This window comes from Streptomyces sp. SAI-135, assembly GCF_029893805.1.
Taxonomy (GTDB): domain Bacteria; phylum Actinomycetota; class Actinomycetes; order Streptomycetales; family Streptomycetaceae; genus Streptomyces.
Genome location: NZ_JARXYP010000002.1, coordinates 5,713,562 through 5,734,034, shown reverse-complemented (window position 1 = coordinate 5,734,034; position 20,473 = coordinate 5,713,562). Strand labels below are relative to the sequence as shown.

Sequence of the window (20,473 nt, the reverse complement as noted above, 5' to 3'; positions counted from 1 at the left end):
TTCGTGAAGTTCCGCGGTCGTGCCACAGACCTCGCACACCTGAACGAGCAGCTCACGTCGATGGTGGAAGGCAGTGGGGCCACCAGGGGCCGGGCCGTGATCATGACGGGTCGGCGCCGGGTGGGAAAGTCTCGGCTGGTTCAGGAGTTCTGCGACCGCTCGGGCCTGCCGTACGTGGTCTTCCAAGCCACCCGCGGTCGTAACCCGATGACGGAGCGTGCCGATTTTGCCGCTGCCCTGGCGCAGTCCCCACTGCCGGGGGCGGAGCTGGTAGCCGGTCTCCAGGCTCAGGACTGGAACCAGGCACTACGCTCCCTCGCGCTGGCGGTCGCCGATGACTCACCCAGCATCGCCGTCATCGACGAGGTGCCCTGGCTGGTCGAGCAGGATCAGGAATTCGAGGGCGCTCTCCAGACCGTCTGGGACCGTCATCTGTCGTCCAAGCCGGTGCTGCTCCTGCTCGTCGGCAGCGACGTGTCGGTGATGGAGTCGTTGCAGTCTTACGGACGCCCCTTCTTCGGCCGGGCGACGAAGATGACCGTCCAGCCACTGAACCTGGCCGACGTACAGGCCATGACAGAGCTGAACGCGGCAGACGCCGTGGATGCACAACTGATCACGGGGGGATTCCCGGAGATCGTGCAGTCGTGGCGTCCGGGCATGAGCCGTACCGAATTCCTCCGGGCCGCCGTCACCAACCCGCTCTCACCTCTGCTGGTGGCCGGTGAGCTGTCCCTCTTGGGCGAGTTCCCCGAGGCCTCGCACTCGCGGGCCGTACTGGAAGCGGTAGGCAGTGGTGAGCGGACCTTCGGCGCGATCGCCGCCCAGGCCGGTGGTGGCGGGGCGCTGCCGTCCGGGACGCTTTCCCCGCTGCTGACCACCCTGCAGGACAAGCGGGTTCTGACGGCCGACCTTCCACTGTCCGTCAAAGCGGACAGCAAGAACAAGCGCTATCGGATCGCTGACCCGTACCTGCGCTTCTGGCTGGCGTTCCTGCAGCGCGCGATCCCGCTGATCGAGCGCGGACGTGGCGATGTGGCGCTGGAACGCATCGAACGGTCCTGGTCCACCTGGCGTGGCCGGGCGGTCGAGCCACTGATCCGCGAGTCGTTGCTTCGCCTGCTTCCCGACGACGAATGGCCCGAGACCGAGGCCGTCGGCGGCTGGTGGAACCGACAGAACAACCCCGAGATCGACCTCATCGGGGCGGACCGCGAACCGGTGGCCCGACAGGTGCACTTCGTCGGATCGATCAAGTGGCTCGAGAACCAGCCTTTTGGCCACCACGATTACGACGCCCTCGTCCGGGACATGCTCGCCGTCCCCGGCACCGATCCCGACACCCCGCGCGTCGTGGTCTCACGCTGCGGAGTGATCGACGGTCTGCCTCTGACCGCGCATTGGGGACCGGAAGATCTCGTACGGGCCTGGCAACCCCGGTAGCCGGGCCGATGAGTTTCCGGCTAAAGGGGTAAACGCACCTTTGTATCGTGGGATGCGTCGACACGCTCCGAAGCTGAATTAGGTCAGACCCTCCGGGACTGAGACCTCTCGAAAACGCTGGACGATCAGCTCCAAGTCCGACTGCGATTCCAGACAGAACTCTCGATCCTGAACGTTGATCGAGTGAACGACGTTCTCAAACGCAGGATTTTCGAGCCCTCGAGCTTCAATCAGGATGCGAGACGGCAGGAGGACCCAGTTCCTTCTGGATGTGTCCAGCGTCCACTCGACCCGGGTGTGCACCTCGTGCATCACGCCGTCGAGAAACTCCGCGACCTTGTCACGGGGCGACTTGTATCGCCATCCCATGTACGGGACCTGGGGGTATCCGTACACGGGGTGAATCTCCGCAGGCAAGGAAAACCATGCAAGGTCTCCGAATCTACCGAGCGCCTGCATCGCCCCTACGCTTCGAGCCGACATGAGGACAGCCTTTCATGGGTCACCAGAGAGGGCCGGAGTATCCACCGTTTTGGACAAAAAGCTTCTTCCCTGGGTTCAACAGTCGGATCGCCCGCTCATAGTCCCCGTACGGAATTGGGTTTGAACTCATGGCCGGGTCATACACATATCGACCATCCGTGTAGACGTCATGATATCGATACTCCGTCACCAAGTTCCCCGAACTCTCGGGGATCTTGATTACCGGATCGTTCTTTATTGTGAAGTTGATTATCTTACCCTGCCCTCCGGTCTCCCGAAGGATGCGCTCAGCAATTTCCGAACAGTCGATGTTTCCACCGGTCGGCGCCGACCGCATGGCGTCGACAGCCGTGGCGTCGGGAGGGAAGTTCGGATTTGGCTCTCTGAAGTCGAAGATCCCTCGGCCTTCGCTGCGACCGCAATCCGGGGCAAGCCCCAGTGAATCCGATCGCGTATACGGGTTGGTGACGTAGGCGGCAGGATTCGGGGACGGGATGAGTCCGAGCGGGTCCGAGGCGGTGTAGCGGCCACTTTCAGGATCGTAGTGGCGGAAGAAGTTGTAATGCAGGCCCGTTTCCGGGTCGAAATACTGCCCCGGAAAGCGGAGTGGGGTGTACGCGGTGCTGTCCGAAGCCCAGGCTGTCGTGCCCCACAACGTGCTGCGCGTGCGCCACGCTATGTCTCCGGCCTCGTCGATGAGTTCTGTGGGGGTGCCGACCAGGTCCGTGACGGTGGCGAAGAAGCGGGAGTCGATCTCGTGTTGTGGGGCGTCGGCTGCGGTGATGCGTTCCGTCTGAGTGAGCGGGTGCAGGCCCTGGTGGTCCCAGGTCAGGGTTACCGGGTTGGGGGCGGACGCAGACCTCGTCGTCTGTTCGCAGAGCGTTGTGCCGTCCCAGGTGAAGTCCACCTGTTCCTGGACCGATTCGCCGTCCGGGGACAGGCGTTGCTTCGCGATGCGGCGGCCCAGCGGGTCGTAGCGGTAGCGCCAGCGGGTGCCGTCCGGCGTGGTCACCGACGTCAGGCGGTCCTCCGCGTCCCACTCGTAGCGCCACGTGTCCGGCTTGCGGGACAGGCGGGTTTTCCGGCGGAGGGTGATGCGGCCCGCTTCGTCGTGTTCGTAGCGGACGGAGCCGGCTCGGGTGATGCGGGTGCCCACGTACTCCCGCAGCCCGATCGATTCGCTGCCTGGGTGCTCCGTCGGCCAGGAGGCCGAAGTCTGGTTGCCCGCCTCGTCGTACGCGTACGTCTCCGTCCAGTTCGCCGCGTGGACCGCCGTCACTCGGCCCGCCGCGTCCAGGGAGAACTCGCGTGTGCCGTTCAGGTCGTCGTCGATGGATGTCAGGTTGCCGTCGGGGCGGTACGTGTACGCGCGGTGCTGGAGGCGGTTGCCGGTCGGGCCGGTCACGTCCTGTTCGGTCAGGCGGCCCACGAGGTCGAAGGACTGGGTCAGAGTCACCGAATCGGCTATGCGGCGCGCCAGTTCACGGCCCGCCTCGTCGTGCGTGAAGGTGAGGGTGCGGCCCGATGCCACCATGCCGGTGCGGTTGCCCGACGCGTCGTACGACCACGTCGTCGTCGCGGCGGTGGGCGTGGTGCGGCTGGTGCGGCGGCCCAGCACGTCGTAGGTGAAGGCGAGTGTGCGGCCGTTCACCGTCTCCGACAGCACGCGGCCGACTGCGTCCCGTTCCCACGCCACCGTCGCGTCCGGGCCCGTCGCCTCCGTGAGGGCGCCCGACGGGTCGTAGGCGTACGTCGTGACCGCCCCGGCCGCCTCCTTGCGGATCACCTGGCCCAGCAGGTCACGGGAGAAGGTGATCCGGTCGCCGGATGCCGACACGCTGGCGACCAGTTGGCCGGTCGGGTCGTGCTCGTACGTCAGCGTTCGGTCGTCGAAGTCCGTCTCCGCGACCAGGCGGCCTGCCGGGTCGTACTCGTAACTCCACGTCAGGCCCCGTGGGTTCACCACCCTCGTCAGGCGCAGCTCCGTGTCGTGCTCGAACTCGTAGCGCACTCCGTCCGGGCCCGTGCGGGCCGCCAGCAGGTCGAAGTGGGTGTACTCGTAGCGGGACACCGCGCCCGACGCGTCCGTGTGGGCTACGCAGTTGCCCTCTCCGTCGTACGTCCAGGACTCCGTCGTGCCGTCCGCGGCCGTACGGCGGGACAGGCGGCCCTCCACCGTCCATTCCAGGGCCGTCACCGCGCCCGTGGGGTCGGTGATCCGCACCGGGCGGCCGAAGGCGTCACGTGAGCAGCGGGTGACCGCGCCCAGCGGGTCGGTGATCTCCAGGGGGAGGCCCGCCGCATCGCAGCGCACCCGCGTCACGTTCCCGAGGGCGTCGGTGACGGACTCCAGGTGGCCCCGGTCGTCGTACGTGAAGCGGGTCGTCGCCCCCGACGCGTCGGTCACCGCCGTGCGGTTGCCGTACTCGTCGAACTGCTGCACCACACCCCTGCCACCAGGTCCGGTGACCGTGACCGGCAGGCCCTGCGCGTTGTACGCGATGCTCGTGTAGCGGCCGTCCGGGCGGACCGCGAGGACCGTGCGGCCCGCCGCGTCGTAGGCGTAGCTCACCGTGCGGCCCACGGGGTCGGTGACCGTGAGGGGGCGGTGGGCCCGGTCGTGGGTGGTGCGGGTCGTGGCGCCGTCGGGGGTGGTCACCGCCGTCACCTGTAGGTCGCCGTTGATCTCGTACAGCGTGCTGTGGCCCAGGGAGTCGACGGCTGTGACGGTCCGCCCGCCGGTCGTCGGGTCCGGGGTGCCGTAGGTGTAGGTGCAGGCGAGGTGGCCTTCCTCGCCGCCCTGGGAGACGCAGCGGTCCTCGGCGTCGTAGGCGTAGTGGTACGAGGAGTTGTTGGTGTCCGTCCAGGCGGTGACGCGGCCGAGGGTGTCGTTGGTGAAGCGGGTCGGCAGGCCGGAGGACTTCGTCACCGTCGACAGGTGGCCCTCGGCGTCGTAGCCGAAGCGGACCAGTTCGACGTCCTCGCCGGAGGCCAGGCGCAGGGCCGTGATGCGGTTCCCCGACCGCTCGATCCGCAGGTCGTAGCCGGCCGAGTGGACGATCCGCGTCGGGGCGCCCTCGTCGTCGTACTCGAAGGTCAGCCACTGGCTGCCCGAGCGGTCGATGACCTGGGAGAGCAGGGCGATGCCGTCGCCGTCGCCGCCCGGGCCCGCGAAGTCCCAGACGCGGCCTGTGACGGGGTCGGTGACCGTGTAGTCGCCGTACTCGTCGACCGTCAGCGGATGGTTCTCGCCCGCCAGCGGCAGGACCGGCACACCGGGAGCCGGGTGCGGATACGCCAGCAACGAACCGTCCTCGCGGACGAGGACGACCCCCTCGGCGTCGATCTCCAGGCGCTGGTCGGCCGTCGACGTCCAGCACGGGCCGAACCAGCGGCCCGCCCGGTACGAGGACTCGAACTGGCGGGTGAAGACCAGGGGCAGCCGCGCGGGGAGTGTCACGTCCGTCTGGGGGAGGGACATGCGGCCGGTGGCCATGTCGATCGGGTCGCCGCCGAAGAGCTTGCACTTCAGTTCCCTGGCGACGTCCATGAGGCCCCGCCGGGTGGCGCCGCGTGCTGCTCCCGTCGCCGCGTCCTTGGCCGCCCCCCGCAGCGCGTCCTTCAGCGCGGCCCGGCCCGCGCCCCCCGCGCCCTTCCCGCCGATCAGGTTCGACGCCAGATACCCCATCGCGTCCCCGGGGTCGCTCGACCACCCCGTTCCCAGCAGCGACATCGGCAGCCGTTCGGGGTGGGCCACCGTGCCCACCAGGCCCGCCAGCAGCAGCTGGGAGTTCTTCGACCACTCGCCGGGGTGGGTGAGGTTGTACGGGTCCAGGGGGTTGACCGTGCGGGCCAGTTTCAGGACGTCCGTGCCGCCGCGCAGGAGGCCGCCCAGCACGTGGACTGAGTTGAGCTGGGTGCCGACGAACAGGTCGGCCGCGCCGGCGCCCAGGCGGTCGGTGAACTCCGGTTTCGGCGGCGCCGACTCCAGTGCTGCGGCCACCCTGCGGCGAGCCTCGTCGGCGGCGTCCCCGCGCTGGCGGCGGGCCTCGGCCAGGATGTCGTACGCCTCCTCCCGTCCCGCCGTGCCCGGATCGACGTACTCTCCCGGGTCGGTCGGCTTCACCCCCGGGTCCTGGCCCGCCAGTGCCTTCGCGTTGTACTGCTCCGCCGCCTGCGTGTAGGCCTTCGCCTCGGCGTCGTACGCCTCTCGCGCCCGGTCGCTGCGCTCCTGCGCCGCCCGGTACGCCTCGATCGCCGCCCGCGCCCGCCCCTGCGCCCAGGCCACCGTGTCCGCGTACGCCTCCAGCGCCCCCGCCGCCGCCCTGCACGCGTCCGCCGCCGTCAGCCACTGCTTGGGCTGGACGTCGAACTTCGCGCGGAACTCGTCCGCGGCCCTGCCCCGCCACTCGCCCGGGTCCAGTGAGCGCATGCCCTGGCCGACGTTCTCGAAGGCCGACGCGAACTTCCGCAGGTGGCCCGCCCGTTCGCGGAGTGCTCCCGAGCTGCCGTGGATCAGTTCCTTCGGGTCCTCGGTCTCGCCCAGCGCGCGTTCCGCCACCGTGCCGCCGAGGCGGTTGTTGACGCCCTCGCCGAAGTCGCGGACCTTCTCGGCCGCCCCGTCCGCGCCCACGTCCGACAGCAGGCCGGCCGCCTTGCCGGTGCCCCAGTCGACCGCCTCGCCGACTCCCTTGTTCAGGCCGTCCGCCGCGCTCTCCAGCCCGTCGCCGAAGTCGTCGACCAGATCCCCGAAGCCCATCAGCCCTCACTCTCCGAGGAGTCCGCGGAAGGAGGCCCGCTCCACTGCCAGTCCGTGCGCGGATCGAGGAACGCGTCCGGGGTCACCGTCGAGGTGGAGACGTCCTCCGCCGCCTGCGACCAGGCCGCCTCCACCTCGTCCTGACCGGACGTGAAGGACTCCGCGCTGTAGTCCGCGTGCGCCACCTGTGCGACCGGGTTGTCCTTCAGCGTCTCCGACCAGGAACGTTCCTTCACCTCGTCGGGAGTCAGATACGGATTGCCCGTGCCAGCCGTCCACACCGACTTCAAGGTGTCCGACACGTACTGTTCCTGCTCGTGGTAGAGACCCGCCGACAGTCCCAGGCGGCCCGCGAACTCGTTCGCGTCCTGCATCAGGGAGCGGACTCCCCAGCCCCAGCGGTCGCAGAAGTCGGCGAACACCTGCTGGAGGCCGTCGTCGCCCGCTTCCAGGCCGGTCATGGACAGGTCGTCGAAGCCGCGGCCCAGGTTCGCCTCGATGTCGAAGCCGAACTCCTTCAGCTCCGCCATCGCCTGGTCGATACCGCGAGTGATCCGTTCCATCGCCGCCGGATCGACCTGGTAGCCGTCGCTCACGTCACCGGCTCCCCCGCGTCCACGGCCACGGCGTCCGGCACGATCCCCGTCACCGGCGGGAGCACGAAGCCCGTCGGGCTGCCCGCGTCCACCGCGATCCCCGCCGGGCCGTCCACGGACGGCACCACCCGGTCCAGCAGCCGCGCCCCGTACACCGGCACCCAGTCGGGCACGGCCTCACCGCGCGACTCGGCGAATCGTTCCAGTGCCGCGCGTTCCGTGAACGCAAACAGCCAGCGAATACCGCCCGCCTCCGCCGACAGCAGCGAGCCGTCGACCACCGGCACCAGGACCTCCCTGCGCCGGAACTCGCCGATCTCCGCCCGTCGTTGCCGCAACGCCTCGGCACGCACGCCGGCCGCCCCCCGTCGTAGACCTCATCGAACGTCGCACAAGTGAACGTTGATGCTAGACGATTGAGCTGGGAGCCGCCCTCGGAGTTTCAGACAGCCGGTATCGCCGACACCGCGGACAGCCGATGCACGTCCCGTGCCGTCCCCGTGACCCCCGACAGGAAGCCCTGGGCCCGGGGGGACGCGGTCTCCGTGAGCCAGTCCGGGTCGATGTCGCACACGGCCACGCGGACCTCCGTGCCGGCCAGGGCCAGGGGCAGGGTGTGGACGACCGTCGAGGGGAAGCTGAGGATCGTACGGCCGATCGGGCCGCGGCGGGCGATGAGTTCCAGCGGGAGGTCGGGGCGGACGATCTCCAGTCCCGTCTCCACGGCCAGCCGGTGGAGCTTCTCCGTCGACTCGCGGCGGTGGGCGAAGTAGCGCGTGGCGCCATGGGACTTGGCCAGGCGGGTCACGGCCTCCAGGTAGCGGTCGGCGTCCACCACGCCCGTCTCGACGAGGGACGTGCCGACCATGTCGGCGCCCTTCGTGATGCGCGGCGGGCCGAAGCGGGCCCGGGTCCAGGCGAAGGAGTTCACCGAGACCGTCACTCCCGCCGGTGTCTCCTCCATCGGCATCGACGAGAAGATCTCGACGCCGCGGCCCTCCCCCGGCGTCAGGCGTTTGCGGGCCGCCGCCGAGACCGGGGCGAAGGCGAGGTCGCGGGGGCTGGGGCGGCCGCCCTTGCGGTGCCAGCGCACCAGGCGTTCGCCGCGGGCCAGTTGGGACACGAACTCCATCGTCGCCGTGCCGTCGTCGACGACGACCAGGTCGGGGGCTTTGGTGATGGTCAGCAGCAGCTGTACGTACCGGGAGAACGGGTCGCCCAGGACGATCCGGTCCGCTCTGCGGAGCATGCCCGCCAGGCCGCCGATGGTCTGGAAGGGGGCCGCGGCGCCGCCCCTCGCCTCCTCCCAGCGGACCTCGTGGCCCTCCTCGCGGGCGAGTTCCGCCATCCGGCGCAGTTGGCCGCGGGTCATGGGGTCGGTCGGGGACAGCACGACGAGGGTGAGTTCCGCGCCGGGTGCGTGCGCGTGCGCCCACTCCAGCACGTTCAGGAGCTGGACCGGGCTCTCGACGAACGCGAGAGTGTGGGGGCCGGTGTTCCCGGCGCGGGGGCTCATCGACGTACGACCGTCCCGTCGTAGGGCGCTCCTGAGGGGCGCGTAAGCGGAAGACGCGCCGGGTCCTCGGACGGACGACGTCCGAGGACCCGGTACCTGGTGACTCAGACCGAGACCGGCTCGCCCGCGGCCGCGGCGATCTCCGCCTCGGCGACGACGCCCGTGACGCGGCGCAGCTTCTTCATGGGGCCGAGCTCGGAGTCGTAGACCTTCTTGACGCCGTCGCCGAGGGAGGCCTCGATGGTGCGGATGTCGCGGACCAGGCGCTGAAGGCCCTGCGGCTCCACCGACGCGGCCTGGTCGGAGCCCCACATGGCGCGGTCCAGGGTGATGTGGCGCTCGACGAACACCGCGCCCAGCGCCACGGCGGCCAGCGTGGTCTGCAGGCCCGTCTCGTGGCCGGAGTAGCCGATCGGGACGTTCGGGTACTCCTCCTGGAGCGTGTTGATCACGCGCAGGTTGAGCTCCTCGGCCTTCGCGGGGTACGTCGAAGTGGCGTGGCAGAGAAGGATGTTGTCCGAGCCGAGGACCTCGACCGCGTGGCGGATCTGCTTCGGCGTCGACATGCCGGAGGAGAGGATGACCGTACGGCCCGTGGCGCGCAGGGCGCGCAGGAGCTCGTCGTCGGTGAGGGAGGCGGAGGCCACCTTGTGGGCGGGGACGTCGAACTTCTCCAGGAAGGCGACGGCCTCGGTGTCCCACGGGGAGGCGAACCAGGCGATCCCCTTCTCCTTGCAGTACTCGTCGATCTGGCGGTACTCGTCCTCGCCGAACTCCACGCGGTGGCGGTAGTCGATGTAGGTCATCCGGCCCCAGGGGGTGTCGCGCTCGATGTCCCACTGGTCGCGCGGGGTGCAGATCTCGGGGGTGCGCTTTTGGAACTTCACGGCGTCGCAGCCGGCCTCGGCGGCCACGTCGATGAGCTTGAAGGCGTTCTCCAGCTCGCCGTTGTGGTTGATGCCGATCTCGCCGCAGATGTAGACGGGCTGGCCGGGTCCTGCGACGCGCTCGGTGCCGAAGGTGCGCAGACGGGAGTTGCTCATGGCGGGGAGGTGTCCTTACTTGTCGAGGGAGTCGAGAGAGGGGCCGAGGATCCAGCTGGCGATCTCTCGGATCGCGCCGTCGCCACCGGGGACGGTGGTGACCGCACGGGCGGCGCCGCGTACCACGTCGTGGGCGCTCGCGACCGCCACGGGCCAGCCCACGAGGGCGAAGCACGGGAGGTCGTTGACGTCGTTGCCGACGTAGAGCACGCGCTCGGGCGCGATGCCCTGCTCCTCGCACCACTGCTTCAGCGCGAGGTCCTTCCGGTCGATGCCGTGCAGCACGGGGATCTTCAGCTTCCGTGCGCGGGCGGCGACGACCGGGTTCTGCTCCGTGGAGAGGATCAGCATCTTCAGGCCCGACTTGCGCAGGGCGGCGATGCCGAGTCCGTCGCCGCGGTGCACGGAGACGAACTCCTTTCCATCGGCGTCGATCAGCACCCGGTCGTCGGTCTGGGTGCCGTCGAAGTCCAGGACGACCGCGTCCACGTCCTCGAAGGAGGGCAGCGAACCGGGGCGGTCCGCGTCGAAGAGGGGGGCCAGCGCGCGGGCGCGGGCCAGTTCGTGGTGGTCGTCGATCTCCAGCACGCGCGCCGGGTCGGTGCGGACCAGTTCGGTGCGGCCGAAGAAGCGGTGCTGGTGCTTGCGGAAGCCGGCCGCGTCCATCGCGTAGGCGGCGCCGGTCTCCAGGAGGTCCTGGGGGCGGTCCTGGCGGCGGGGGCGGTAGGACTTGTCGTGGTTGACGCCGTAGCCGCCGCCGGTGGCCGCGGCGGCCTCCGTGACGGTACCGGCGGCCGTCTCGTCGTCGGCGTCGCGCCAGATGAATCCGTGGAAGGGGGCCACGGTCACGGCGGTGTCGGCGTCGTTCTCGACGATCGCGGCGGCGACCCCGTCGATGTCCTCGCGGACCAGGAACGGGCTGGTGCACTGCACGAAGACGACGACGTCGACAGCGGCGCCGTGCAGGGCCTCGTGGGCGTCCACGGCGTGCAGGACGGCGGATTCCGAGGTGGCGGTGTCGCCGGCGATGGCGGCGGGCCGCAGCACGACCTCGGCGCCCGCCGCACGCGCGGCGGCGGCGATGGCCTGGTCGTCGGTGGAGACCACGACGTCCGTCACCAGCCGGGCGGCACGGCACTCGCGCACGGCACGGGCCACCAGCGGCACGCCTCCGACGGGGGCGAGGTTCTTCGCGGGCACGCCCTTGGAGCCGCCGCGCGCGGGGATCACCGCGAGCACCCGGCGCACGGTGTGCGGGTGGGACATGGGGTCTTCTCCTTGATACGGGGTCACAGCTCCCCCATCCGCCGGATCACGGGCGCCACGCGCTGCACGCCGTGCCGGTAGGCGCCCCGGGCCGCGCGGCGCACGATCTGCCGGACCGGGCCCGGCTCCCTGTCGTGGGCGGGGGCGCCGGGCAGCGGTGTGCCGTCGGGGCCGAGGTGGTGGCGGGCGAGGATGCCGGGGAGGTAGCCGGGGGCGGTGACGGGTGTGTAGTACGGGGTCAGCGGGGGCCGTTCGGGAGCGGCCAGCAGCTTGGCGATGCGCTCGCGGGCCGCGTCGAAGGCGTGCGCGTACGAGCCGTCGGCGACCACCCCCTGCCGGGCGACCCACTCCTCGTCGGGCAACGGCCGTTGTCCGGCGTCCAGTTGGTCCCAGGAGGCGAGGCAGCCGGAGCCCACGAAGTGGTGGTTGCCGAGGACCTCGCGGATGCCCAGGTCGGTCAGGACGGCCGTGGGGATGCGCCGGTGCAGCGACTCCAGGGCCGCGGTGGAGCTGATGGTGACCAGCAGGTCGGTCCGGTCCAGGACCTCGCCCATGTTGCCGTACACCAGGCGGAAGTTGGCCGGCGGATCGAGCCGCTGGATCAGCTTCTGGTACGGCAGCTCCTCGATGTGCGTGGTGTGTTCACCCGGCCTGGAGCGCAGCTTGAGCAGCACCTCGCGCTCGGGGTGCAGCCGGGCGTGCCGGATGAGGCGGTCCAGCAGGTACACCCGGTCCCGGCGGTTGTCCGGCACCGAGGGCTGGACCGCGAACACCACGGTGTACGGGTCGTGTTCCCCTTCGTAGGCCGCACCGCCGAGGAACGGCAGCGCCACCTCCGTGACCGACGAGGCGTCCGCGCCCACACCCTCGTACACCGCGCGGAAACGCTCGGCGTCCTGGCGGGAGTTGGCGAGGACCAGATCGGCTCCGTGCCGCAGGAGCAGGCCGTCGGCGAGCTTCTCGTAGACGACCCCGACATAACCGGTGACGACGACGGGCCGCTTCTCCAGGCCCTCCCAGACCCGTGCCAGGCCGTGCAGCATGGCCTGGACACCGCCGCCGACCAGGGCCAGCACGACGATGTCGTACGACGTCCCGTCCATGGCGTGCAGGAACTCGACGGCGGTGACCTCCCGCAGGGAGTCCGCGCGCACGCCGACCTCTTCGAGCTGACGTGCGGTGGGCGTGGCCCGGCCGCGCAGCAGGTATCCGTCCAGCGCGAGGCCGACTTGCGCCCCGTCGCGGGGTCCGGCTTCCATGGACGGGCCCGGGGCGATGCGGTCGGCGGTCAGCGCACCCCATTTCCAGCGGGTGTCGGAGTCCGCGAGGACGGCGATTCGAAGGGACTTCGTTGTACTTGGCGGCACGACGACGACGCTAGGAAGCAATTCCTAGGTCCCGCCCAACCGCGAATCAACGAAAAGTTAACAACAGCCCACCGAGAGCCGAACTGGCCCGCCGAGGACCGGGAAGTACACGGGATGCACCGTTCCGACACATCGAGTTCACCCGCAGTCCCCTTGCCGGAAAGTTCCGCTGCCGGACCGGGACCTAACGTTTCGCGGGTGCCAAAGCTCTCCGTCATCGTGCCGTTCTACAACGTGCAGCAATACGCGCCGGACACCCTCCGAAGTCTTCGCATGAATGCGCGGAGAGATTTCGAGTTCGTGCTGGTGAACGACAAATCCAAGGACGAAACTCCAGCGATTCTCGACCGCGCGGCCGAGCAGCTCTCGGACGTCGCCCAGGTGCAGGTCCTCCACCACGAGACGAACGGAGGGCTCGCCACCGCGCGCAACACCGGCCTGGACGCGGCGCGCGGCGAGTATCTGACCTTCCTGGACGGCGACGACTGGCTCGCGCCGGGCTACCTCCCGGAACTGCTCGCCGCCATCGAGGAGTTGGGCTGCGACTTCGTCCGCACCGACCATGTGCAGACCGTCGCCCGCGCCCGGACCGTGCACCGGGTCCCGATCGGGCGGCGGGGCGAGGTGATGAACCCGCGGGAGGCGATCCTGCCCGCCGACCGCTCGACCTCCGTGGACTACGCGTACGCGTGGGCCGGTGCCTACCACCGCCGACTGCTCGACCGGGGTCTGCTGCACTTCACCGACGGGCTGCGCACGGCCGAGGACCGGCCGTGGATCTGGAAGCTGCACCGCGAGGCCGGGTCGTTCGCCGTGGTGAGCCTGCTGGGCGTGTTCTACCGGCGCGGGGTGGCCTCCTCCCTCACCCAGATCGGCGACGCCCGCCAGCTCGACTTCATCCGCGCCTTCGACCAGGTCGTCGAGGAGACGGCGGCGGACCGGGACGCCGACCGGCTGCTGCCGAAGGCGGTGCGCACCTACTGTGCGATCATCGCCCACCATCTCTCCGACGAGTCCAAGTGGGAGCCGGCCGTGGCCAAGCAGCTGCGGGCCATGAGCGCGGCGGCCATAAGGCGGATGCCGCAGGACATGCTCGGTGACGTGCTCGACACCATGGACCTGCGTCGCTCCGCCAAACTGCGGCGGCTGCGGCGACGGGCCACCACTGCGAAGGCGGCCGCGTGATGTCCACGACCAGTTCCCGCACAAGCCCGGGTACGACCCAGATCTTCTGCGCCTCGACGCTGTACGGCGCGGTCACGCTGGCCGCCGCGATCGACTCCGACCTCTTCGAGGAGCCCGAGCGCCGGGTGCTGCTGGTGTTCAACAACACGGCGACCCCGGAGACCTCGGTGCCGCTGGACGAGATGCCGGGCTTCGCGCCGCTGCGCGACCACTTCGACGAGGTGCTCTCCTGGAACGAGGCGATCCGCCCCTTCCACCCCGGCTCCTGGACGCCCCGCCCCGACGACATCCCCCTGTTCGAGCGCTATCTGCGGCTGCTGTGGGGCCTCGGCGAGGACCGGGTCGAACTGGTCCTGGAGTCCATCCAGGTCGCCCCCGCCCTCACCGTCGCCCAGATCTTCACCGGCGCCCCCGTCGACGTCTACGCCGACGGACTGATGAGCTACGGCCCCACCCGCAACAAGCTCGACCCGCTGGTCGGCACCCGGGTGCGCCGCCTGCTCCACCTGGACCTGGTCGCGGGGCTCACCCCGCTGCTGCTGACCGAGTTCGACGTGCCGCCGGTGGTGGTGCCGACGTCCGCCTTCCTGAAGGCGATGGGTGAACTGACCGCCGCCGTCGAGGAGTTGCCGCCGCTGCCGGACAACGCGGCGCTGCTGCTCGGCCAGTACCTCTCCGCACTGGACATCCTGACCCCCGCGGAGGAGGAGGACCTGCACGTACGGATGCTGAAGGGCGCGGTCGCCCAGGGGCACCGCTCGGTCGTCTTCAAGCCGCACCCCAGCGCGCCGGCCCGCTTCAGCCGCGTCCTGGAGGCCGAGGCGGAGCGGCTCGGGGTGGACCTGACCGTCCTGGACACCCCGGTGCTCGCCGAGGTGCTGTTCGAGAAGGCCCGGCCCGCACTGGTCGTCGGCTGCTTCTCCACCGCCCTGTTCACGGCATCCGGCCTCTACGACCTGCCCGCCGCCCGCATCGGCACCGAGCTGCTCCTCGATCGGCTGACGCCGTACCAGAACAGCAACCGGGTGCCGGTGGTGCTGGCCGACGCGGTGCTGCCGGACCTGGAGGGCCGGGCAGGGCAGGAGGCCGTCCCCGCCGACATGCTCAACGCCCTGATCACGGCGCTCGGCTTCACGCTGCAACCGCAGATCCATCCGTCGCTGCGTCCGGCCGCGGAACGCTATCTCTCCCAGCACTTCGGCCCGCGCACCCGCCGCTATTTCCGCAAGAAGCGCCTGACGGCGCTGGGACTGCCGGGCGGGATCCCGGAGCGCCTGACCTTCCTGCCGCGCAGTTCCACCGCGCGCCGCGTGGTGCGGCGGGCGCGGGCGCTGAAGAAGGCTGTGAAACGCTAGGCGGAACACTGGGTGAACCACGGGAAGCCCGTGCGCGACCCTTCGGGAAAGGCCAGGTCATACGCTTGTGACCTGGCCTTTCGCGCTTTGTGGGACCTGTGACAAGGCCGTGGTGCGCCCCTACGATCGCGGGATGCGTATCCCCCAGCTCGAAGAAGCCAACGCCCGCATGCTGGCGCACGCACCATCTGTCCGGCCCGTCGCCACCAGTGACATCATCCGCACCCACCGGAAGAAATTCCCCTATCGCGGCTATGTGGAGATCGACTCCCCTTATTGCCCGCCTTTCGTGATGTTCTGCGTGAATGACGACGCGGTCGGCCTGGACACGCTGTGGAACGGCCGGTTCGGCTACGAGCCCGGCAGCCTCGCCACCTGGTCCCGGCTCGCCGCGAGGAGCACGACGATCGCCGATGTCGGGGCGCACGTCGGCTACTTCTCGATGATCGCCGCCCTCGCCAACCCGAAGGCGAAGGTGCACTCCTTCGAGCCGGTGGACCAGATCCACGCCCGGCTCTCGGTGAACGTGCGGTCCAACTCCGCCCAGAACGTGAGGCTGTACCAGGCGGGCGTGTCCGGCGAGGCGGGCTGGGCCGAGATCAGCGTCCGCTTCGCGGGCAACCTCCTGTCCACGGGCTCGACCCTGGAGGGCGGTGCAGCCGACGCCGAGCAGAAGCGGATCCGGCTGGTCCGCCTCGACGAGGTGTTCGCCGAGACCAGGCTGGACCTGATGAAGATCGACGTCGAGGGCCATGAGCTGTCGGTCCTGCGGGGCGCCCGCCAGGTCCTCAAGCGCGACCGGCCGACGGTGCTGCTCGAAGCGCTACGGGACGCGGACATGCAGGATCTCCTCGCCGAGTTCGATCCGCTCGGCTACGACTGCCACTGGGTCACCGAGCACGACGGCACGCTCGTCCCGTGGTACGCGCCCCGGCCGCACAGGACGCGGAACCTCCTGTTCACGCCGCACGACTGACACTTCGGCCGGCCGGGGGCGAAGGGGAAGCGAAAGGGGGCGGACGGCTTCCGGCCACAGCCAGTTCGACGGACGTTCACAGACCTTCCATAGCTTCTCCGAATGCCCCAGCAGGACATTCGACCGCGAATACCCGACGTCGTCCCGGCAGAGCTGACGCAGCCGGGACCGGAGCCCGTTCGCCGCTCCCTCGTCTCGTACGTCCTCCCGGTCTACAACGAGGAAGACGGCATCACGGCGTTCCACACCGAGCTGACCACGGCACTCGGTGAACGCCCGGAGTTCGACTACGAGTTGGTGTACGTCAACGACGGCTCCGGCGACGGCTCGCTGGCGATCCTGAAGGACCTCGCCAAGAACGACGAGCGGGTCCGGGTCGTCGACTTCGCCCGCAACTTCGGGCACCAGATCGCCATCACCGCCGGTCTCGACGTGGCCCGGGGCGACGCGGTGATCGTGATGGACACCGATCTGCAGGACCCGCCGCGGGTCAGCCTGGAGCTGGTGGACGCCTGGCGGGAGGGCGCCGAGATCGTGCACGCCCGTCGGCGCTCCCGGCAGGACACCGCGTTCAAGCGGGCCACCGCCCACCTCTACTACCGGGTCCTGCGGTCCTCCACCGACGTGGACATCCCGCTGGACACCGGGGACTTCCGCCTCCTTGACCGGCGGGTGGCGGACGAGCTGCGCAAGTACCGCGAGCGCAGCCGGTTCGTCCGCGGGATCGTCGCCTCGATGGGCTACCGGCAGACCGAGGTGGCCTTCGACCGCGACGAACGCTTCGCGGGCGAGACGAAGTACCCGCTGCGCAAGATGGCCCGTCTCGCGGTCGACGGCATGACCAGCTTCTCCACCGCCCCGCTGAAGATGATCACCCGGCTCGGCTTCGTGGTGCTCGCGCTGTCGCTGCTCGGCATCGTCTACGCGCTCGCGATGAAGTTCTTCCGCCCCGACATCACCGTCTCCGGCTGGACGATGATGATGTGCGTCGTGCTGTTCCTGGGCGGCACGCAGATGCTGTCGCTGGGCGTCATCGGCGCGTACGTGGGGCGCATCTACAGCGAGGCGCAGGGCCGGCCGCTGTATCTGGTGCGCGAGGTCATCGGCGGCGACGGTGAGCGCTGACACCACGGCGCCCGGGACCACGGCCGCTCCGGCCCGGCGGCTGACCCGGCAGCTGCTCAGCTACACCCTGATCGGCGGCAGCGGGGTCGCCCTCGACCTCGTCGCCTTCCTGCTGCTGCACAACGCGGCCGGGATGGACGAGCAGTTCGCCAACGCGATCAGCACCACCCTCGGCATCGCCAACAACTTCGTGCTGAACGCACGGTTCACCTTCGAGCGCCGCGACCGCCTGGTCGTGCGCTTCCTGCGGTTCTACGCCGTCGGCCTGACCGGCATCGTCCTGACGAACCTGCTCTTCCTCGCCTTCACCGACGGCCTGGGGATCGACGCCAACCTGATCAAGGCGGCCTCGCTGCCCCTGGTCCTGGCGCTCCAGTTCGTGCTCAACAGAAAGTGGAGCTTCGCATGAACCTCGGCATCATCGGCGCGGGCGCCACCGGCCTCACCGCCGCCTGGGACGCCGTACGCGCCGGGCACCAGGTCACCCTGCTGGAGGCGGCCCGTGAACTCGGCGGCCTGGCCGCGTCGTTGGAGGTCGGCGGGGTTCCGCTGGAGCGCTACTACCACCACATCTTCCGCAGCGACAAGGCGATGATCGCGCTCATCGAGGAGCTGGGGCTGGGTGACGCCCTGCGCTTCCACCGGCCGACCACGGGCATCTACCGCGGCGGCAAGCTCATCGACTTCACCACGCCCCTCGACATGCTGCGTTTCCCGGAGTTCGGCCCGCTCGACGCCGTGCGCTTCGCCGGGTCCTCGGCGGTGCTGAAGGCGGTCCGCAACGGCGGCGACCGCTACAACGACCTCACCGCGCTGGCCTGGCTGCGCAAGTGGGCCGGGAAGAAGGCCACCGCCGCGATCTGGGAGCCGCTGCTGCGCGGCAAGTTCGGTGACCGTGCCGAACAGGTGTCGATGGCGTGGCTGTGGGCGCGGATCCACTGCCGGACGTTCGAACTCGGCTATGTGGACGGCGGGTTCGAGCGGGTGTACGCGGCTCTCAGGGACGGGATCGAGGAGCGCGGCGGGAAGGTGGAGTTCGGCAAGGCGGTCGAGTCGATCCGGCAGGACGGGGCCGACGAGGCCGTCGTGACCTGCGCGGACGGGTCGTCGTACGCGTTCGACCGGCTGATCGTCACCACCCCGCAGCCGGCCTTCGCGAAGGCGGCCGGGCTGCCCGACGACAGTGCGGTGTGGAAGAACCAGTACCTGGGCGCCACCTGCTTCGTCCTGGAGCTGGACCGCAGTGTGATCCCGTACTACTGGCTCAACATCAACGAGCCGGACTTCCCGTTCCTCGCGGTGGTCGAGCACACCAGGATGATCGACCCGTCCGTCTACGGCGGCCGGCACATCCTCTACGTCGGCAACTACGTGGAGCGCGAGGACCGGCGGTTCACCACGGACCCGGGTCAGCTGCTCGACGAGTTCGTGCCGTATCTGAAGCGGATCAACCCGGCCTTCGACAGGTCCTGGATCCAGACCTGGCACTTCTCGAAGGCCGGGTTCGCCCAGCCGGTGGTGACGCCGGAGTACCGTGCGCTGATCCCGGCCCATGAGACGCCCATGAGCCGGGTCACGCTGGCCACGATGGCGCAGATCTACCCGCAGGACCGGGGGCAGAGCTACTCGGTGGCGATGGCCCGCGAGGTCACCGCCGCGCTCGGGCTCAACGCCTGACGCACAGCACCAGCCGCTCGCCCGGATTCCCGGGCGGGCAGTCGTACACGGCGGTGACCCGGTGCCACAGTTCCGGGTCGACGTGGCCCGGCTGGAACCAGGGCCGCTCCAGCACCGCGTACGGGGCCGGGTCGTGGTCGACGCAGTCGGCGTTCTCCCGGAACGACTTCAGCTCGGCCACGTCCGGCAGATAGCGGGTGCGCTGGAGGAACGTGGCGATCGGGTACCGGCACTGCGCCGGGTGGTCGAGGTCGTACGCCGTCTCGCCGAAGGCCAGGTACAGCACCGGGGCGCCGGGGGGCAGTTCGGCGGCGATCCGGTCGACCTCCTCGGCCGTGCGCCGCTGCTGCTCCAGGTACCCGGAGCCGGTGACGGTGACCTTGCCGCGCAGCACCAGGTGCGGGGAGCCGGGCCAGATGCTCGCGGCCAGCAGGACGAGGCCGGACAGGGCGACCAGGACGGCCGACCGGTTCCGCAGCCGCTTCTCCAGCAGGACGTCCACCGCGGCGGCGAGCAGGGCGACCAGCCCGGCCGCCCAGACCTCCCAGGGCCGCTGGAACCTGCCGGGCAGCTGGGCGTACACCACGGGCAGGACGCCGTACAGCAGGGACACGGCCCCGAAGCACCACGGCGGGGACCTGCGCGCCCCGCCCACCGCGACACCCCACACGACCGCCGCCACCACCGGCATCTGTGCGCCGTGGTACAGGAACCAGTTGCCCTGCACGACCACGACCGCCTGCGCGGCGAGACCTATGAGCGCGGCGATCACGAGGAGTTCGGTGCGGCGCAGCCTGCCCCGGACCCGCATCAGGACGAGCAGCAGGGCACCCGGCGCGAGCAGCAGCACCGGGCTGGTGACCGCGCGGTCGGCCAGGAAGTCCACCGTGCGTTCGAGGATGAAGTGCGGGCGGATGCCGGTCCGGCTGAGCGCCGACTGGTTGATCTGCGGCATGTCCTCGGTCCACTGCCACTCGCGGGTGCCCGCGAGGACGCTCAGACCGAACAGCGCCAGTGCGGCCGGGACGCCGACCGCGGCGATGCGTACCGCCCGGCCCCGGTCTACCGCGTAGACGAGGAGCACGCCGATCGCGGCGGTCGCGGCGGTGGAGTACTTCATCATCACCGCGAGGCCGAGGGGGAGCGCGGCGAGCAGGGCCGCGGGCCAGGGCCGCCGCGGGCCGAGGGCGGCGGCGACGGCGAACACCGTGAGGACGACGGCCGTCCACTCCGGCTGGAGGAAGTCGTTGCGGGGGGCGAGGGCCAGGGCGAGCCCGGTGGCGCCGGCCGTCAGCGCGGCCTCGCGGGGCGTGGTCCGGCGCAGCAGGGCCGCGTACAGGGCGTAGGCCGCGGCGGCGGCGAGCAGGACGCCCGCCGTGTTCATCACCGTCTCGCGTACCGCCGTGCCTCCGAAGAAGGCGAGGCGGTCGAGGAGGGCGACGAACCACCGGTAGAAGAACGGGCGGTGGGTGAAGACCTCCGAGGGGGAATAGCCGGCGGCCCGGCCGGTGCGCAGGGCGGCCAGGACGTAGTGGAGGTCGCCGGTGAGACCGCGGGTGAGCACGGTGTACACCACGGCGGCCGCGGACGGCACGGCGACCGCCGCCCACCTCAGGGGTGAGCGGCGGTCGCCGGGCGCGGTGGGCCGTACGGAGGTGTCGCCGGCCAGGGTCGTCGTCATG

Annotated in this window: 16 protein-coding genes; 7 read left to right on the top strand and 9 right to left on the bottom strand. The window is 70.2% G+C overall.

Translation table 11 applies throughout. The annotated features are described in order from the left end of the window. Window positions 1–3: 3 nt before the first annotated feature. Window positions 4–1,443 carry a DUF234 domain-containing protein gene (locus M2163_RS30575; RefSeq protein ID WP_280895578.1) on the top strand — a complete coding sequence of 480 codons (1,440 nt, stop codon included), beginning with the start codon at window positions 4–6 and terminating at the stop codon, window positions 1,441–1,443. Between the two features lie 78 nt (window positions 1,444–1,521). Here the strand turns inward: M2163_RS30575 and M2163_RS30570 are convergent, their stop codons facing one another. The 8 genes from M2163_RS30570 to M2163_RS30535 all read right to left on the bottom strand — a co-directional run bounded on the left by M2163_RS30570 (window position 1,522) and on the right by M2163_RS30535 (window position 12,473). Beyond that, window positions 1,522–1,902 (bottom strand): hypothetical protein, encoded by a 381-nt coding sequence (locus M2163_RS30570; protein ID WP_280849677.1) that lies wholly within the window; start codon window positions 1,900–1,902, stop codon window positions 1,522–1,524. 43 nt (window positions 1,903–1,945) lie between these two features. Further along, entirely contained in the window at window positions 1,946–6,685 is a 4,740-nt protein-coding gene (locus tag M2163_RS30565) for a putative T7SS-secreted protein (protein WP_280895577.1), read from the bottom strand. Then, the gene (locus M2163_RS30560; protein WP_280895576.1) at window positions 6,685–7,281 is read right to left on the bottom strand and encodes a hypothetical protein; all 597 of its coding nucleotides are present in this window, start codon (window positions 7,279–7,281) and stop codon (window positions 6,685–6,687) included. Before M2163_RS30560 ends, M2163_RS30565 begins: the two co-directional genes overlap by 1 nt. Next, window positions 7,278–7,634: an SseB family protein gene (locus M2163_RS30555; protein WP_280849679.1), complete on the bottom strand. Its 357-nt coding sequence runs from the start codon at window positions 7,632–7,634 to the stop codon at window positions 7,278–7,280. Before M2163_RS30555 ends, M2163_RS30560 begins: the two co-directional genes overlap by 4 nt. Before the next feature lie 89 nt (window positions 7,635–7,723). Beyond that, window positions 7,724–8,797 (bottom strand): hypothetical protein, encoded by a 1,074-nt coding sequence (locus M2163_RS30550; RefSeq protein WP_280849680.1) that lies wholly within the window; start codon window positions 8,795–8,797, stop codon window positions 7,724–7,726. A gap of 104 nt (window positions 8,798–8,901) precedes the next feature. Then, a complete protein-coding gene (locus tag M2163_RS30545; protein WP_053851978.1) occupies window positions 8,902–9,840 on the bottom strand; it encodes an N-acetylneuraminate synthase family protein in 939 nt (312 codons plus the stop codon). Window positions 9,841–9,855: 15 nt separating this feature from the next. Then, window positions 9,856–11,106, bottom strand: coding sequence for an N-acylneuraminate cytidylyltransferase (locus M2163_RS30540; RefSeq protein WP_280849681.1), 1,251 nt, complete (start codon window positions 11,104–11,106; stop codon window positions 9,856–9,858). Between the two features lie 23 nt (window positions 11,107–11,129). After that, window positions 11,130–12,473: a DUF6716 putative glycosyltransferase gene (locus M2163_RS30535; protein WP_280895575.1), complete on the bottom strand. Its 1,344-nt coding sequence runs from the start codon at window positions 12,471–12,473 to the stop codon at window positions 11,130–11,132. Between the two features lie 198 nt (window positions 12,474–12,671). Between M2163_RS30535 and M2163_RS30530 the strand changes: the two genes are divergently transcribed. From M2163_RS30530 to M2163_RS30505, 6 genes are all read left to right on the top strand, one after another. Beyond that, on the top strand, window positions 12,672–13,658 hold the full coding sequence (locus M2163_RS30530) for a glycosyltransferase family 2 protein (RefSeq protein WP_280849683.1): 987 nt from the start codon (window positions 12,672–12,674) through the stop codon (window positions 13,656–13,658). Further along, entirely contained in the window at window positions 13,658–15,013 is a 1,356-nt protein-coding gene (locus tag M2163_RS30525; RefSeq protein WP_280895574.1) for an alpha-2,8-polysialyltransferase family protein, read from the top strand. Before M2163_RS30530 ends, M2163_RS30525 begins: the two co-directional genes overlap by 1 nt. A gap of 133 nt (window positions 15,014–15,146) precedes the next feature. Next, entirely contained in the window at window positions 15,147–15,989 is an 843-nt protein-coding gene (locus M2163_RS30520; protein ID WP_280849685.1) for an FkbM family methyltransferase, read from the top strand. 102 nt (window positions 15,990–16,091) lie between these two features. Then, window positions 16,092–17,114: a glycosyltransferase family 2 protein gene (locus tag M2163_RS30515; RefSeq protein WP_280895573.1), complete on the top strand. Its 1,023-nt coding sequence runs from the start codon at window positions 16,092–16,094 to the stop codon at window positions 17,112–17,114. Continuing rightward, a complete protein-coding gene (locus tag M2163_RS30510; protein WP_280849687.1) occupies window positions 17,104–17,523 on the top strand; it encodes a GtrA family protein in 420 nt (139 codons plus the stop codon). Before M2163_RS30515 ends, M2163_RS30510 begins: the two co-directional genes overlap by 11 nt. Further along, window positions 17,520–18,791 carry an NAD(P)/FAD-dependent oxidoreductase gene (locus tag M2163_RS30505; RefSeq protein ID WP_280895572.1) on the top strand — a complete coding sequence of 424 codons (1,272 nt, stop codon included), beginning with the start codon at window positions 17,520–17,522 and terminating at the stop codon, window positions 18,789–18,791. Before M2163_RS30510 ends, M2163_RS30505 begins: the two co-directional genes overlap by 4 nt. Here M2163_RS30505 and M2163_RS30500 read toward each other — a convergent pair. Beyond that, window positions 18,781–20,472: a hypothetical protein gene (locus tag M2163_RS30500; RefSeq protein WP_280849689.1), complete on the bottom strand. Its 1,692-nt coding sequence runs from the start codon at window positions 20,470–20,472 to the stop codon at window positions 18,781–18,783. The two genes, M2163_RS30505 and M2163_RS30500, sit on opposite strands and share 11 nt — an antisense overlap. Window position 20,473: the final 1 nt, after the last annotated feature.